At 41.9% G+C, this 15,972-nt stretch carries 15 protein-coding genes; all 15 read left to right on the top strand.

From position 1 onward, the window contains the following. Positions 1 to 50 precede the first annotated feature (50 nt). The 15 genes from ACESR9_RS00875 to ACESR9_RS00805 all read left to right on the top strand — a co-directional run bounded on the left by ACESR9_RS00875 (position 51) and on the right by ACESR9_RS00805 (position 15,933). The gene (locus tag ACESR9_RS00875) at positions 51 to 1,127 is read left to right on the top strand and encodes an aspartate-semialdehyde dehydrogenase (RefSeq protein WP_373104989.1); all 1,077 of its coding nucleotides are present in this window, start codon (positions 51 to 53) and stop codon (positions 1,125 to 1,127) included. A 138-nt stretch (positions 1,128 to 1,265) separates the two neighbouring features. Then, positions 1,266 to 2,201: a 4-hydroxy-tetrahydrodipicolinate synthase gene (gene dapA, locus ACESR9_RS00870; RefSeq protein WP_373104986.1), complete on the top strand. Its 936-nt coding sequence runs from the start codon at positions 1,266 to 1,268 to the stop codon at positions 2,199 to 2,201. Between the two features lie 71 nt (positions 2,202 to 2,272). Beyond that, positions 2,273 to 2,611, top strand: coding sequence for an ATP cone domain-containing protein (locus ACESR9_RS00865; protein WP_070594830.1), 339 nt, complete (start codon positions 2,273 to 2,275; stop codon positions 2,609 to 2,611). Positions 2,612 to 2,713: 102 nt separating this feature from the next. Further along, entirely contained in the window at positions 2,714 to 4,054 is a 1,341-nt protein-coding gene (locus tag ACESR9_RS00860) for an ATP-binding cassette domain-containing protein (protein WP_150906127.1), read from the top strand. Next, positions 4,044 to 4,871 (top strand): ABC transporter permease, encoded by an 828-nt coding sequence (locus ACESR9_RS00855; protein ID WP_373104984.1) that lies wholly within the window; start codon positions 4,044 to 4,046, stop codon positions 4,869 to 4,871. Before ACESR9_RS00860 ends, ACESR9_RS00855 begins: the two co-directional genes overlap by 11 nt. A gap of 18 nt (positions 4,872 to 4,889) precedes the next feature. Further along, positions 4,890 to 6,320 (top strand): zinc-ribbon domain-containing protein, encoded by a 1,431-nt coding sequence (locus tag ACESR9_RS00850; protein ID WP_061591206.1) that lies wholly within the window; start codon positions 4,890 to 4,892, stop codon positions 6,318 to 6,320. 112 nt (positions 6,321 to 6,432) lie between these two features. Next, complete coding sequence (gene ylqF, locus ACESR9_RS00845; RefSeq protein ID WP_347112227.1) at positions 6,433 to 7,284, top strand: ribosome biogenesis GTPase YlqF; 852 nt, start codon at positions 6,433 to 6,435, stop codon at positions 7,282 to 7,284. Continuing rightward, positions 7,271 to 8,038, top strand: coding sequence for a ribonuclease HII (rnhB, locus tag ACESR9_RS00840; protein WP_373104980.1), 768 nt, complete (start codon positions 7,271 to 7,273; stop codon positions 8,036 to 8,038). Before ylqF ends, rnhB begins: the two co-directional genes overlap by 14 nt. A 3-nt stretch (positions 8,039 to 8,041) precedes the next feature. After that, complete coding sequence (locus tag ACESR9_RS00835; protein WP_373104979.1) at positions 8,042 to 8,971, top strand: ROK family protein; 930 nt, start codon at positions 8,042 to 8,044, stop codon at positions 8,969 to 8,971. A 60-nt stretch (positions 8,972 to 9,031) separates the two neighbouring features. Beyond that, positions 9,032 to 9,880, top strand: a complete 849-nt coding sequence (gene dprA, locus ACESR9_RS00830) for a DNA-processing protein DprA (protein ID WP_373104976.1) — start codon at positions 9,032 to 9,034, stop codon at positions 9,878 to 9,880. Positions 9,881 to 9,966: 86 nt separating this feature from the next. Continuing rightward, the gene (gene topA / locus ACESR9_RS00825) at positions 9,967 to 12,048 is read left to right on the top strand and encodes a type I DNA topoisomerase (protein ID WP_031573190.1); all 2,082 of its coding nucleotides are present in this window, start codon (positions 9,967 to 9,969) and stop codon (positions 12,046 to 12,048) included. Between the two features lie 106 nt (positions 12,049 to 12,154). Continuing rightward, a complete protein-coding gene (locus tag ACESR9_RS00820) occupies positions 12,155 to 12,832 on the top strand; it encodes a SatD family protein (RefSeq protein ID WP_373104973.1) in 678 nt (225 codons plus the stop codon). Further along, on the top strand, positions 12,816 to 13,523 hold the full coding sequence (locus tag ACESR9_RS00815; protein WP_373104971.1) for a DUF3307 domain-containing protein: 708 nt from the start codon (positions 12,816 to 12,818) through the stop codon (positions 13,521 to 13,523). Before ACESR9_RS00820 ends, ACESR9_RS00815 begins: the two co-directional genes overlap by 17 nt. 154 nt (positions 13,524 to 13,677) lie before the next feature. Next, on the top strand, positions 13,678 to 15,012 hold the full coding sequence (trmFO, locus tag ACESR9_RS00810; RefSeq protein ID WP_373104968.1) for a methylenetetrahydrofolate--tRNA-(uracil(54)-C(5))-methyltransferase (FADH(2)-oxidizing) TrmFO: 1,335 nt from the start codon (positions 13,678 to 13,680) through the stop codon (positions 15,010 to 15,012). Positions 15,013 to 15,105: 93 nt separating this feature from the next. Next, a complete protein-coding gene (locus ACESR9_RS00805) occupies positions 15,106 to 15,933 on the top strand; it encodes an alpha/beta hydrolase (protein ID WP_003001451.1) in 828 nt (275 codons plus the stop codon). Positions 15,934 to 15,972 lie beyond the last annotated feature (39 nt).

Genomic DNA, 15,972 nt, shown 5'->3' with positions numbered 1-15,972 from the left:
ATAATAGTACAAATACTCAATTTTTAGAAAATTTTGAAAGAGGATTTACTATGGGATACACAGTTGCTGTTGTCGGTGCTACAGGTGCCGTTGGTGCTCAAATGATCAAAATGTTGGAAGAATCAACTCTTCCAATCGATAAAATTCGCTACCTTGCGTCAGCACGTTCTGCAGGAAAAGTCTTGCAATTTAAAGGGCAAGACGTGACCATCGAAGAAACGACTGAAGATGCTTTTGAAGGCGTTGATATTGCTCTTTTCTCAGCTGGTGGTTCAACATCTGCCAAATATGCACCTTATGCGGTAAAAGCAGGTGCAGTAGTGGTTGATAACACTTCTTATTTCCGTCAAAATCCGGATGTCCCATTGGTTGTTCCTGAAGTGAATGCACATGCGCTTGATGCTCATAACGGAATCATCTCTTGTCCAAACTGTTCGACCATTCAAATGATGGTAGCGCTTGAACCCGTTCGTCAAAAATGGGGCTTGGACCGTATCATCGTGTCTACTTACCAAGCTGTATCAGGTGCTGGTATGGGAGCTATTCTTGAAACCCAACGTGAGTTGAAGGAAGTCTTGAATGATGGGGTCAACCCACGCGATGTCAAAGCAGAAATCTTGCCATGTGGTGGTGATAAAAAACATTACCCAATTGCTTTCAACGCTCTTCCACAAATCGATGTCTTCACAGATAATGACTACACATACGAAGAAATGAAGATGACAAACGAGACTAAGAAAATTATGGAAGACGATAGCATTGCTGTTTCAGCAACTTGTGTGCGGATTCCAGTCTTGTCAGCTCACTCAGAGTCAGTCTACATTGAAACAAAAGAAGTGGCACCAATTGACGAAGTGAAAGCTGCTATTGCAGAATTTCCAGGTGCAGTCCTTGAAGATGATGTTGCTCACCAAATCTATCCTCAAGCAGTCAATGCTGTAGGTTCACGTGATACCTTCGTTGGACGGATTCGTAAAGACTTGGATGCTGAAAAAGGAATCCATATGTGGGTTGTTTCAGATAACCTCCTTAAAGGAGCTGCTTGGAACTCAGTCCAAATCGCAGAAACTCTTCACGAACGTGGACTCGTACGTCCAACAGCTGAATTGAAATTTGAATTGAAATAGGGAGCGAAACAGAAATCAGTAACTCGAAGAGTTTGATTTCTTCATCAGCTAACTAGCGAATCAACTTGTTTTATGAACAGATCATGAGGCAAAGGCAAGCAAGCCCCAGCCTCTTTCTTATATAGAGAAAGGTTTTCTATGTCTTATAATGATTTAAAAGATTGTAAAATCATCACTGCATTTATCACCCCCTTCCATGAAGATGGGAGCATTAATTTTGACGCTCTTCCTGACTTGATCGAGCACCTCTTGGCTCATCATACAGATGGGATTCTCTTAGCTGGAACGACTGCAGAAAGTCCAACTCTGACCCACGATGAGGAATTGCAACTCTTTGCGGCTGTTCAAAAGATTGTCAATGGTCGAGTTCCTTTGATCGCTGGTGTCGGAACCAATGAAACCCGCGACTCGATTGAGTTCGTCAAAGAAGTAGATGCTTTTGGTGGCTTTGCAGCAGGATTGGCTATCGTCCCTTACTACAACAAACCGTCCCAAGAAGGAATGTATCAACACTTTAAAGCGATTGCGGATGCATCTAATCTTCCGATTATTATTTACAATATTCCTGGACGCGTGGTTGTGGAAATGACACCTGAAACCATGCTTCGTTTGGCAGAACACCCAAATATCATTGGGGTAAAAGAGTGTACAACCCTGGCTAATATGGCCTACTTGATTGAACACAAGCCAGAAGAATTTCTCGTCTATACAGGGGAAGATGGAGATGCTTTCCATGCGATGAACCTTGGGGCAGATGGAGTGATCTCAGTGGCTTCTCATACAAATGGAGATGAAATGCATGAGATGTTCCAAGCTATTGAACACAACGATATTAAAAAGGCTGCGGCTATCCAACGTCAATTTATCCCTAAAGTCAATGCTCTCTTCTCATATCCGAGTCCAGCTCCTGTCAAAGCTGTCTTAAACTATATGGGCTTTGAAGCAGGACCAACTCGTTTGCCATTGGTGCCAGCACCAGCAGAAGAAGCGAAGCGCATCATCAAGGTTGTAGTAGATGGGGATTACCATGCATCTAAAGAGATCATTACGGGGGTCCTTCGTCCGGATTATTGATGTCTTAGATTCTTGACAAATCCCCTATTTATTAAGATAATAGAAGTATATTGATAATCAAGGAGAATAAGATGGAAGTCATTAAACGTAGTGGTGAAGTTGTAGAATTTGACCCAGATAAAATCTATCAAGCTGTTTTGAAGGCAGCACAAACAGTTTATGTCTTGACGGATGATCTTCGCCAAAACTTGGCGCAAGTGACCAAGAAAGTTGCCATGGATTTGGAAGAAGCTAAAGTGGAACGTGCGACGATCAGCATGATCCAGTCAATGGTTGAGCACCGCTTACTTGGTGCTGGTTATATTACCATTGCAGAACACTACATTTCTTATCGCTTGCAACGTGATTTGGAACGGAGCGGCTATGGTGATCATATCGCCGTGCATTTGCATTTTGAGCAAATTCGCTAAGCTAGAGTAGTGCTCGCTAGGTAGAGCCATCGTGTTTGAACCACCCTTATAGGGTGGTTTTGACTGTCTATCCAATTAGTTTATTTCGAAAGGTTTACATGTATGCAAAACCCAACCATCTATACCTATCTAAATCAGGATTTTACAGCTATTCCACTTTTTGATGGATTGAGCGTTGATGGTATTTCTCAAGAAAGTCAGGCAGATTTGCATCTGGCTGATGATTTTCAGTCCCCCTCTAAAGCTGTTTTCCATTTTCTAAACGGTCAATGGTTTCTGGAATGTTTGTCTGGAATGATTGAGGTGGATGGTGTCACCTATCCGAAAAATCAACGTGTTTTATTAAATCATCGTTCCATTATTCATCTTTGTGACGCTGACGGCCATGTTTTTCGCTCAAAATTCATCATTGTTGAAATGCAATCCCTTGAATGGAAGACCATTGCAAAAGATGCTTTTCCGATGGATCTGTCCTCGCTTGCTAGGATTGATTGTGCAGTATTATCAAATCAGTTGGTTGTCCAACTAGGAGAACAGATCATTTACCAAGATCTTCAGGCAGCAACTGCAGATCCATCTGTTTCAACTAGGGAGCGCGAGGATTTTTCTCATTCATCACTAACGATTGCTATTCAAGATGTAACAGTCGGAAATCTCTTAAATCGTAAGACCATCCTCAAGGATATTCAGGTAGAATTTAAACCCAAGGAAATGATCTTAATTCTGGGTGGTTCTGGTGCTGGAAAATCAACCTTTATGGAAGCAGTGACAGGACTTGTTCATTCAAATACCAGTGCTTATTTTAATGGCGTAGATCTGTTAAATGATGGGAAGAAACAAGGGGTCATCACCCTGGCACCTCAATCTCCTGATGAGCATTACCGAATGGAAGACACGGTCTATAAGAATCTAGAAGATGCGGCTAAACTCTATGGTCCATCTGAATTAGCAGACCATCCTGAACTTCGCAAAGAAGAAGTGCTATCTGTTCTGAAAAAGCTGGATTTGGAATCTGTTAAAGGATCCAAGTGTTCTTCTCTATCTGGCGGACAAAAGAAAAAACTCACGATAGCCATGGAATACATCACGCGCCCCGAAATCCTCTTTATGGATGAGCCGGATTCCGGTGTCGATGGAAGCATGGTTATGGAGGTCATGACCACACTGAGAGAGATTACAGATGAAGGAAAGATCTTATGTGTCATCACGCATACGCCCGATCGTATTCGTCATCTCTTTGACAAGGTTATGGTGGTCGGAAAGAGTTCGGAAGGGTGTGGTAGACTGTGTTACTTTGGCTCCGTAGACAATGCCCTGAAAGTCTTTGCTGCTCAGAGTTTAGAAGAAATCGTCCATAAGATTTCAGGTGCTGAAAATGCAGCTCTTGTTGACCAATATGTTCAATGGTTTGAAAATGAAAGGAGAGGTGGCCATGCTGGATAAGAAGCAAGTCTCGATTTATTTTAGAAAATTCCTTCGACTCCTTCTTAACAAAAAATCGTTGTTTTTTGTCTTAGAAGCGATTCTTCTTCCTTTCATCATTTCGATCGCTTTTAATGCCAATGAAGTTTTTGATAAATACCATATTACGAGAACTTCTTCCATTATGTTTATTTCTGCAGCACTCTGGATTGGTCTCTTTAATTCAGTGACCAGTATTTGTAATGAGCGTAAAGTCATCAAGTTTGAGTACCAAATTAAAGGCTTGTCCTTGCCTTCTTATGTGACGGCGCGTGTGCTAACAGAGTTGGTGCTTTGTTTCGCGGAAGCGATCTTAATGATTGGAACCATTGTTGTGCGCTATCCGCGTATCCAAGGAAACAGTAGCCAGATATTCCTTTTTGGGATCACTTTGTTTTTGGTGATCTTTACTTCAGATATGTTGGCCTTATTGATTTCAGCTTTTGTAAAAAAATCATCCCAAGCGATGACAGCCATGCCACTTGTATTGATGGTTCAATTGCTGTTTTCAAATTTTCTCCAATCCTTGGATGAAAAAATTCCATTTTTAGTGTGGATCTCACACGCGACCATTACGAGATGGGGAACGACGGCCTTCTTTCGGATTGCAAACATGAACAATATGGTCCCGTCTCAAGGTCATACTGACTGGCAAGTTTATCAAAAAGATGGGGTAGGAACCTATGCTTATGATCTACTTGCGATTCTTGGAAATTGGGGAGCCTTGCTTGCTTTTGCCGCTCTATTTATAGTCGCAACTTCCCTCGTATTGACTTCTGTCCGTAAGGACGCTCGATAAACAATAAGGAGATGATTTATGAAAAACTGTACCAATTGCCAGGCACCTATTAATGCCGGTGATGCATTTTGTTCTAAGTGTGGAGCTAAAGTTCAAGTAGCTGCCCAAGCTGAACCAAAAGCTGTTGCTTTTCAACCAAAGACAGTGCAATTAGGGCCAAGTCCAACTCAAGCCCCAGCACCTAAAAAATCAAAAAGAAACATGAAAGGAATTTTAGCAGGGATTTTTGTCCTTCTTGCTGTCATTACTCTTGCAGGTTATTTCTTATTAAACCGTGGTAGCAGTGACACCATTAATTTAGAGGACTATATAAAGCTAGAATTTGAAGGGACTGATGGTGAAGGATCGATTGTTGAGAAGTCGCTTAGTTTGAATAAGAAGAATTTAGATCGGGATATCAAGAAAAAGATAGAAGCAGAAGGCTTGAATACTGAGAATTCAAACTACAATATCGATCAGCTAGTTTCAAAAGTAAAATTTAGTGTTTATAAAGGCGATGAACTGATCGAGGCAGAGAAGCGAAAGAACCTAAACAATCACGATAAAATTACGGTCAAATTACTTTACGATAAAAGCGATCTTGAAGACATGATACCTGGCCTTCACTTTACCGGTACATCTGTAACTCAGGAGGCGGATCTTATCCCGCTTGTAGGTTTTGACCCCTTTAAGGGTTTTTATCCAAAAATTAAGGGGATTTCTCCAAATGGAAGTTTATCAAAACCATCTCAATTTGAAGGAAAAGATCTAGATTTTATTGCAAAAGCAACCGCTAAATATGGCTTCCCATTTGATTATTATCTGAACGGTAAAGAAATATCAAGTAATGATCCTATTGCAGTTGGAGATGAAATTGAGATTCGTCTCAATGAAAGTGGTAAAAATGCATTGAAAGAACAAGGTAAAACTGTTGAGAAAGGAAAAGACAGTAAGAAATACAAGGTCACTTTGGCTGATTTTGAGGAAGGAGCTTATGTGACTTCCTTGTCAAAAGTGGATGAGGATACACAAGAAGCCATCTCTAAGAATGTAGAGGATGCAGCAAAGGCTTATGCAGCTGACCGCAATTATAAAGACCTTCCAAAATTTGAAGGGATGGCTTTTGCGGCAATCAAAGATGGAGTTGATTGGGGAGGTACATTTGATTCCAAAATCCCGCAATTGGTCTATGTATACTCTATTACCGATACATCTTTTGGTAAATCAAAAACAAGTTATTTTGTCATTTCCAAGATAGCGGTTATTGAACAGGTCGAAAACCATGGAAAAGCCAACGTTCATAAAAAACCTGGAAAAACCATTCAAACCTTTGAGAAAAATGCTAAGAAGTACGATTTCCAAAGCATGTCTGATGAAAATGACTTGAAGAACTACTTTACTAGAAATATCGACACCTATACCTATACAATGGACGATCAATTGAAATCGTTGATAAATTGGACAGAATAGAAGAAAAATGAAGTTACCTAGGTAGCTTCATTTTTTGTATTCTCGTTTAAGGCTGAGAATTGAAGAAAACATGGTATAATAGAAGAGATTGAACTGGAAAGGAATGGAGAACATGGCAACTATACAATGGTTTCCTGGACACATGTCCAAAGCTAGAAGACAAGTACAAGAAAATTTAAAATTCGTGGATTTTGTGACGGTTTTGGTAGATGCTCGTTTGCCCCTATCAAGCCAAAATCCTATGTTAACGAAAATTGTTGGTGATAAGCCTAAATTAATGATTTTGAACAAGGTAGACTTGGCAGATCCTGTGGCAACAAAAGAATGGCAGGACTATTTTGAGTCTCAAGGCATCAAAACCTTGGCTATCAACTCCAAAGAGCAGTCAACAGTCAAAAAAGTAACAGATGCTGCTAAGAGCTTGATGGCCGATAAAATTGCCCGTCAAAAGGAACGGGGGATTCAGATTGAAACCCTTCGCACCATGATCATCGGGATTCCTAATGCTGGGAAATCAACCTTGATGAACCGCTTAGCAGGGAAAAAGATTGCTGTTGTTGGGAATAAACCAGGGGTGACCAAGGGGCAACAGTGGTTGAAAACCAATAAAGACCTTGAAATTTTGGATACCCCAGGGATTCTCTGGCCTAAGTTTGAAGATGAAGAAGTGGCTCTAAAATTAGCTTTAACGGGTGCCATTAAGGACCAGTTATTGCCAATGGATGAGGTGACTATTTTTGGTCTTGAGTATTTTAAATCCCACTACCCAAAAGAGTTGCAAGAACGCTATAAGCAAATGAATTTAGAGCAGGAAGCTCCAGAAATCATCATGGAAATGACTCAACTCTTAGGCTTCCGTGATGATTACGATCGCTTTTACAGCTTGTTCGTCAAGGATGTACGTGATGGTCGTTTGGGTCGCTATACCCTTGATCGTGTAGGTGAAATAGATGCCAACGATTAAAGAAATCAAAGAGCGTTTGGCAACGATTGACGATCTAGATCATCCCTTATTTGAAGAATTGATCCTTGATGGTCGAGCGGGGGTTCAAGCAGCTATCAGCAAACGAAAACGCGAACTCCAAAAACAAGTGGACGAAGATTTGCGTTTGGAAAAAATGCTAGCCTATGAAAAAGAACTTTATACTCAAGGGATTCAGCTTATTGCAGGAGTGGATGAAGTGGGACGTGGCCCATTAGCAGGACCAGTTGTTGCAGCTGCCGTGATCTTACCCAAAGGTTCTAAGATTCCAGGCCTCAACGATAGTAAAAAAATTCCGAAATCTAAACACAAGGAAATCTATGAAGCTGTGCTCCAAGAAGCTATTGCGATCGGCATCGGCGTCAAGGACAATCAAGTGATTGATCAGGTTAATATCTATGAAGCTACGAAGCTAGCCATGATGGAGGCCATTGGTCAGCTAGATCCTCAACCCCAGCATCTTTTGATTGATGCCATGAAGTTGGATCTTTCTATTCCTCAAACTAGTATCATCAAAGGAGATGCTAATTCCTTATCCATTGCTGCTGCCTCTATCGTAGCTAAGGTGACTCGGGATCAGATGATGGAGGACTTGGATCAGTTATATCCAGGCTATAATTTTGCACAGAACGCTGGCTATGGGACGGCTAACCACCTTGCTGGTCTGCACAAGCTGGGAGTGACTCCGATCCATCGGCGTTCATTTGAACCCGTCAAATCAATGTGTGAGGATTAGGCCATGCTATTTACCATCGATATCGGAGGAACCTTTATTAAGTATGGTCTGATGGATGCAGACTATCAATTGGTTCATACAGACAAGATCCCGACGCCACCTACGATTGAGGAGTTTTGGCAAGGATTAGAAGGAATTGTTGATCCTGTTCGGGAACAAATCGACGGAATTGCCATTTCTTGTCCTGGTGAGATCCAAAAGACACTTGGCTTTGTCTTTCGAGGGGGACTTATTCCTTATTTGCGCAACATTCCTCTGGCTAGTAGATTGCAACAAATATTTCAAGTACCAGTCACTGTTCTCAATGATGGAGAAGCCGCAGGTCTAGCAGAAGCAAGGCTTGGCAATCTAAAAGATTGTCCGTGCGGGGCGACCTTGGTCTTAGGGACAGGAGTTGGCCTTGCTCTTATTTCTAACGGTGATTTATTGAGTGGATGGCAACTGACAGAATACATTCGGTCTATTAATAAGACAGAAAGAACGCCCGAAAATCGTCGTTTTCATCGAGAACTCTTTTTGCAAGGCATTTCCAATCTTTTGGAAAACACTGGTTCAGCTGTTCAATTTGTTGAGAAGGCTAGTCACATCTTGAACCTAGAAAAGGCAGATGGTATAGCTGTATTCAGGGCTCTTGATCAAGGGGGTAACGAGGAGCTGACAACCTTGTTTCAGGAGTATTGTCATGATATTGCTATTCTGATTTTTAATCTTCAATCTTTGTTGCGACTTGAGAAGGTGACCATTGGAGGGGGCATTAGTAGCCAACCGCTACTGATCGATGAAATCAATCACCAATACCATGACCTGCTCTCTCAAAGAGGGCATGAACAATTTGAGGCTTTGCCCATTCAAGCGGCTCGCTTTCATAATGAGAGCAACCTAATTGGCGCTGCATCCTACTTTTATTCATCACCAAATCAAAAAAAGTTCTAGAAATAGAGCTTTTTTCTTTTCTTTTTCGAATAAATAAGTGAGAGGAAGTAGAAGGTGACCATGGAGAAATTTGAAATCTTTAAATTAAAAGCAGCCGGTTTATCAAATGAGCAAGTCTTGAGAGTCTTGGATTACTGTAAGAAAGATCAAATCTTGCCAAGCTTAGAAGAGATAGCAAGGATCGCTCGTTGCCGCAGTATCATTCATTTTGTAGACAAATACCGGCAACTAGATGACGACCAATTACACAAAGACTTTAAACGATTCCCAGCTTTATCCATTTTTGATCCTGAATACCCTGAGGAATTGCTACAGATCTACAATCCTCCTGTACTCCTTTTTTACCAAGGGGATTTGCAACTGTTAACCAGACCGAAGATTGCAGTCGTTGGAGCTCGTGAGACGACGCGAGAAGGGGTGCGATCTGTAGAGAAAATTATTAAGGAACTTGGGAATGAACTGGTCATCGTCAGTGGACTAGCAAAAGGGATTGATGCGACCGCACATTATGCCAGTATCCGCAATGGTGGAAAGACCATCGGAGTGATAGGAACGGGGCTGGATGTTTTTTATCCCAAGAGTAACCAAAGACTACAGATGCACATGGGCGAGCATCATCTTGTCTTGAGCGAGTATGGACCAGGACAGGCTCCTTTGAAGTTTCATTTCCCTGAGAGAAATCGCATCATTGCAGGACTCTGTCAGGCTGTGATTGTGGCAGAGGCACGACTTCGTTCAGGAAGTTTAATTACTTGTGAGCGTGCCATGGAGGAAGGACGAGATGTTTTTGCTATTCCAGGAAATATTTTAGATGGAAAATCTGCAGGCTGCCATCACTTGATTCAAGAAGGTGCAAAGCTTGTCACATCAGGCCAGGACATTCTTGATGAATTGAAATACGAATTGTGATTTTCCTATAGGAGAAGTTCCTAGTTGACATCTTTCTTAAAATGTATTAAACTCAATGAGATTTATACAATACAGAGGGATAAAACGTGGTAACAAAAAAGAAAAGCAGTACAACCAAGAAAAATTTGGTGATTGTGGAGTCTCCTGCTAAGGCGAAAACAATCGAAAAATACCTTGGTCGTAACTATAAAGTCATGGCCAGTGTTGGTCATATTCGGGACCTAAAAAAATCAACTATGTCGATTGATTTCGACAATAACTATGAACCGGAATATATCAATATTCGCGGAAAAGGTCCCTTGATCAATGATTTAAAAAAAGAAGCTAAAAAAGCCAAACAAGTCTTTCTCGCAAGTGACCCGGACCGAGAAGGAGAAGCTATTTCTTGGCATTTAGCTCATATTTTGAACTTGGATGCCAAAGAAAAGAACCGCGTGGTTTTTAATGAAATCACTAAGGATGCCGTTAAAAATGCCTTTAAAGAACCGCGTCAAATCGATATGGATTTGGTTGATGCCCAACAAGCACGTCGGGTCTTGGACCGGATTGTAGGGTATTCAATTTCGCCTATTCTTTGGAAAAAGGTCAAAAAAGGACTTTCTGCAGGGCGCGTGCAATCTGTTGCCCTCAAATTAATCATTGATCGTGAAAACGAAATTAATGATTTCAAGCCGGAAGAATACTGGACCATTGATGGTGTCTTCAAAAAAGGGACCAAACAATTCCAAGCTAGCTTCTATGGGATTGATGGCAAGAAGATGAAGCTCAACACCAATGAAGAGGTGAAAGCTGTTCTTGAACGCTTAGATGGCAAAGATTTTACTGTTGAAAAGGTGGAAAAGAAAGAGCGTCGTCGAAATGCGCCACTTCCATATACAACCTCTTCTATGCAGATGGATGCGGCCAATAAGATCAACTTCCGTACTCGTAAGACCATGATGGTCGCTCAGCAATTGTACGAAGGAATCAATATTGGCTCTGGTGTTCAAGGTTTGATTACCTATATGCGTACCGACTCCACTCGGATCAGTCCGGTTGCGCAAAATGAGGCAGCTAACTTTATCGTGGATCGCTTCGGTGAGAAATATTCTAAGCATGGAAGCCGTGTGAAGAATGCTTCTGGTGCCCAAGATGCCCACGAAGCGATTCGTCCGTCTAGCGTCTTCAATACTCCTGAGAGCATTGCTAAATACTTGGACAAAGACCAATTGAAACTCTACACCTTGATTTGGAATCGTTTTGTCGCTAGCCAGATGACGGCAGCTGTCTTTGATACCATGAATGTCCGTTTAGGTCAAAATGGGGTTCAATATACAGCGAATGGGAGTCAGGTAAAGTTTGACGGTTATTTGGCGATTTATAATGATTCAGACAAAAACAAGATGTTGCCGGACATGGTAGAAGGCGATATCGTCAAGCAGGTCAATAGCAAGCCTGAGCAACACTTTACCCAACCACCGGCCCGTTATTCTGAAGCGACCTTGATTAAGACGTTGGAGGAAAATGGAGTAGGTCGCCCTTCAACCTATGCTCCGACGATTGAGACTATTCAAAAACGCTATTATGTGAAGCTGGTAGCTAAACGCTTTGAACCAACGGAATTAGGGGAGATCGTTAATAAACTGATTGTTGAGTTTTTCCCAGATATTGTCAATGTGACCTTCACAGCGGAGATGGAAGGGAAACTCGATGATGTCGAACTCGGAAAAGAAGAGTGGCAAAAAGTCATTGATGCCTTCTACAAACCATTCTCTAAAGAAGTCGCCAAGGCTGAAGAAGAGATGGAAAAAATCCAAATCAAAGACGAACCAGCTGGTTTTGATTGTGAAGTCTGTGGCAGCCCGATGGTGATTAAATTAGGACGTTTTGGTAAGTTCTATGCTTGTAGTAATTTCCCAGATTGTCGCCATACCCAGGCCATTGTCAAAGAAATTGGGGTGGAATGTCCAAACTGTCATCAGGGACAAATCATTGAGCGTAAAACCAAACGAAATCGTATCTTCTATGGCTGTAATCGCTACCCAGACTGTGAATTCACTTCTTGGGACAAGCCAATCGGCCGGGATTGTCCTAAATGTGGTCATTACTTAGTTGAGAAGAAAGTCCGTGGCGGTGGCAAACAAGTCGTTTGTAGCAACGGTGACTACGAAGAAGAAAAAGTGAAATAATCTTTTACATGATTCAATGTCTATTATAACGGCAATTTTTATAAATGTCTGTTATAATAGACATTTTTGTTTTTTTTCGTTATAATAGACACAAGGAGGTGGGCTTATGTATCTTGCTTTGATTGCAGATGTGATTGATTCCAAAATCGTACAAGAACGTTTTGACCTGCAAAAACAGTTAGAAAAAACGCTTCAAAAAATCAATGAGCTTTTTAAAGACTGCCTAGCATCGGCTTTTACCTTAACCTTGGGGGATGAGTTTCAGGCGCTTTTAAAAGTGGATGCTCCAGTTTTTCAAATCATCGATACCTTACGTTCAGAACTAACCCCTACTCAGCTTCGTTTTGGAATTGGCCTTGGGGAGATTGTAACAGCTATTGATCCCTTGCAAAGTGTTGGAGCAGATGGTCCAGCTTATTGGAATGCACGCGCAGCCATCAATTTTGTTCATCAGAAAAATGACTATGGCAGTACACAGATTTATTTTTCAAGCGGGAAGGAAAACCAAGACTTTTTTGTGAACGCCCTCATCGCTTCTGGAGAAGCCATTCGTTCAGGTTGGCGGGATAGTCAGGAGGAGATCTTGCTCAATCTTCTAAAGAGATCCGTATATAGCGAGTCCTTTAGTCAGCAGGATTTGGCTCAATCACTAGCTATCAACCCAAGTGCCCTCTCTAAACGGTTAAAGAGTAGTAGTATCCGTGTTTATTTACGGGGGAGAGCAGCTGCCCTGGCTAGTATACAAAGCACAGTGAAAGGAGAGGAAGATGAGCGGATTGTCTAGTATCGTAGTGAATCCATACTTGATTCTCTTGTTGATTTGTCATTTACTATCAGATTATTATTTTCAAAGCCAAAAGATGGCGGATCGTAAGGATCAGGATAAGAAGGTGCTAGGGCTTCACATTCTATATGTAGCTCTGCCTCTGATTGTGGTTTCCCTCTGTCATCTGGACTTGTGGTGGATTTGCTTGGTCATTTTACTAACTCATGCTGGAATAGATTTCTTAAAACCGATCGTGCAGAAGCAATTGAAATTACCAAAAGCATGGACTTTTGCCTTGGATCAAGTCTTGCATATCGCCATCATTAGCTGTCTAGTCCTTTTAGGAGCGAAGAATGGCACGACCTATCTTCTACCCTTTGACACTTTAAATCTGATCTTTTATGTCCTCCTAGTTGGGAAACCAAGCAATATTGCCTTTAAAATTCTGTTTGCCAAGTATCAACCCACCAGCAAGAAGAAAATGGATACGATCACTGGGGCTGGTTCCATGATTGGCTTTTTAGAGCGTTTGGTGATTGGCGCCTGTCTCGTCTATGGACAATTTGCTTCTATCGGCCTAGTATTTACGGCCAAATCCATCGCCCGCTACAATAAAATTTCGGAAAATCCAGCCTTTGCGGAGTATTACTTGATCGGGTCCTTATTCAGTATCCTATCAGCCCTCTTAGGAGCTTGGTTGTGTTTATAAGAAAATAAATAGTTAAAGTCTAGACAGGAAGGAAAAACCTCCCTGTCTTTTTACTTGGCTTTTTGGTATAATGGACCAAGTAGAAAATTAGAAAGATTTGTGGGTGTCTAACAGTCCAGTGGGGTGTTTTGATACCCAAAGAGGTATTAGTGTCATGTCTCAATCTTATATCAATGTGATCGGTGCGGGCCTTGCTGGCTCTGAAGCAGCTTACCAGATTGCCCAACAGGGAATTCCGGTCAAGCTTTATGAAATGCGGGGAGTGAAATCCACTCCGCAACACAAAACAGACAACTTTGCTGAGTTAGTGTGTTCCAACTCTCTTCGCGGGGATTCTCTCACCAATGCTGTTGGGCTACTCAAAGAAGAAATGCGCCGTCTGGGTTCTGTCATCCTTGAAGCAGCTGAAGCGACTCGTGTACCAGCCGGTGGAGCACTTGCTGTGGACCGAGAAGGTTTTGCTAGTCGAGTGACGGAAAAGGTGTCCCAACATCCGCTCATCGAAGTCATTCGTGATGAAATTACGGAATTGCCGACAGATGCCATCACAGTGGTCGCAACGGGGCCTCTAACCAGCGATGCCTTGGCAGAAAAGATTCACGCCCTTAATGGTGGCGATGGTTTCTATTTTTATGATGCAGCAGCTCCAATCATCGATGTCAATACTGTCGATATGAACAAGGTCTATCTCAAGTCACGCTATGACAAGGGAGAAGCAGCTTATCTCAACTGCCCAATGAACAAGCAAGAGTTTATGGACTTCCACGAGGCCTTGGTCAATGCTGAAGAAGCCCCGCTCAACTCTTTTGAAAAAGAAAAGTATTTTGAAGGTTGTATGCCCATTGAAGTCATGGCCAAACGAGGCATCAAAACCATGCTCTATGGTCCTATGAAGCCAGTTGGACTCGAGTATCCAGATGATTACAAAGGGCCACGTGATGGGGAGTTTAAGACACCCTACGCAGTCGTTCAGTTGCGCCAGGACAATGCGGCTGCCAGCCTTTATAATATCGTTGGCTTTCAAACTCACCTTAAATGGGGCGAACAAAAACGGGTCTTCCAAATGATTCCAGGTTTGGAACATGCGGAGTTTGTCAGATACGGCGTCATGCACCGCAATTCCTACATGGATTCTCCAAATCTGCTGGAACAAACCTACCGCTCGAAGAAACAACCAAATCTCTTCTTTGCAGGTCAAATGACAGGTGTAGAAGGCTATGTTGAGTCAGCGGCCTCAGGTTTGGTAGCTGGAATCAATGCCGCTCGCCTTTTCAAAGGAGAAGAAGCAGCGATTTTCCCTGAAACGACAGCTATCGGAAGCCTGGCTCACTATATCACCCATGCAGATAGCAAGCATTTCCAACCCATGAATGTCAACTTCGGGATTATCAAGGAGCTAGAAGGACCACGCATTCGTGATAAGAAGGAACGTTATGAGAAAATTGCCGAACGTTCTTTACAAGATTTGGCTCAGTTTATGGAAAAATAACCCAAGAAAGGAAAAAGTTTGGAGAAAATCCAGACTTTTTCTTCTAAAAATGGTATAATGAATAAAATTTAGAATATAGAGAGTTTTCTGACAATGAACAAATCCTATTTTTATTTAGATATGAAGACACACGAGTTGAAAGTGCCTTATACCGGAAAACTCCGTCGTGTGCGAGTCTTATTACCTAAGAATTATGAAACGGATACAGATAGACGTTACCCTGTGGTTTATTTCCACGATGGACAAAACGTTTTGTACAGCAAGGAAGCTTATGCGGGTCATTCCTGGAAAGTCATTCCAGCCATTAAGCGGAATCCCGATATTAGCCGCATGATTGTCGTTGCGATCGATAATGATGGTTTCCAACGCATGAACGAATACTCTGCCTGGAAGTACAAGGAATCTAATATTCCTGGCATGCAATTTGGTGGCAAGGGAGTTGAGTACGGCGAATTTGTTATGGAGGTGGTGAAACCTTTCATTGACCAAGAATATCGGACTCTTGCTGATCGAGAACATACGGCCATGATTGGTTCTTCCTTGGGTGGGAATATTACCCAATTCTTGGGCTTAGAGTACCAAGATCAAATTGGTTGTTTAGGTATCTTTTCATCCGCTAACTGGCTGCACCAAGATGCCTTCAATCATTATATTGAACGCAAAAAATTATATTCAGACCAACGGATCTACATCTATGTGGGGACTGAAGAGGCGGATGATACAGATAAAACTTTGATGGCAGGAAACATCAAGCAAGCCTATATTGATTCATCTCTTCGTTATTATCACGACGTCATTCAACAAGGAGTTGCTTTAGAGAATATCGCCATTCGGATTCAATCTGGAGCTATTCACCATGAAGAAGCTTGGGCTGAACATTTACCTGAGTGCCTTCGCTTTTTGGCTGAAAATTGGGATTAATGGACTCAGAACAAATCAATAGAGAGAAAGAGGAAACTT

Source organism: Streptococcus parasanguinis (genome assembly GCF_964238605.1).
GTDB classification, from domain to species: domain Bacteria; phylum Bacillota; class Bacilli; order Lactobacillales; family Streptococcaceae; genus Streptococcus; species Streptococcus parasanguinis_AJ.
This window is presented reverse-complemented; position numbering and strand designations above follow the sequence as displayed.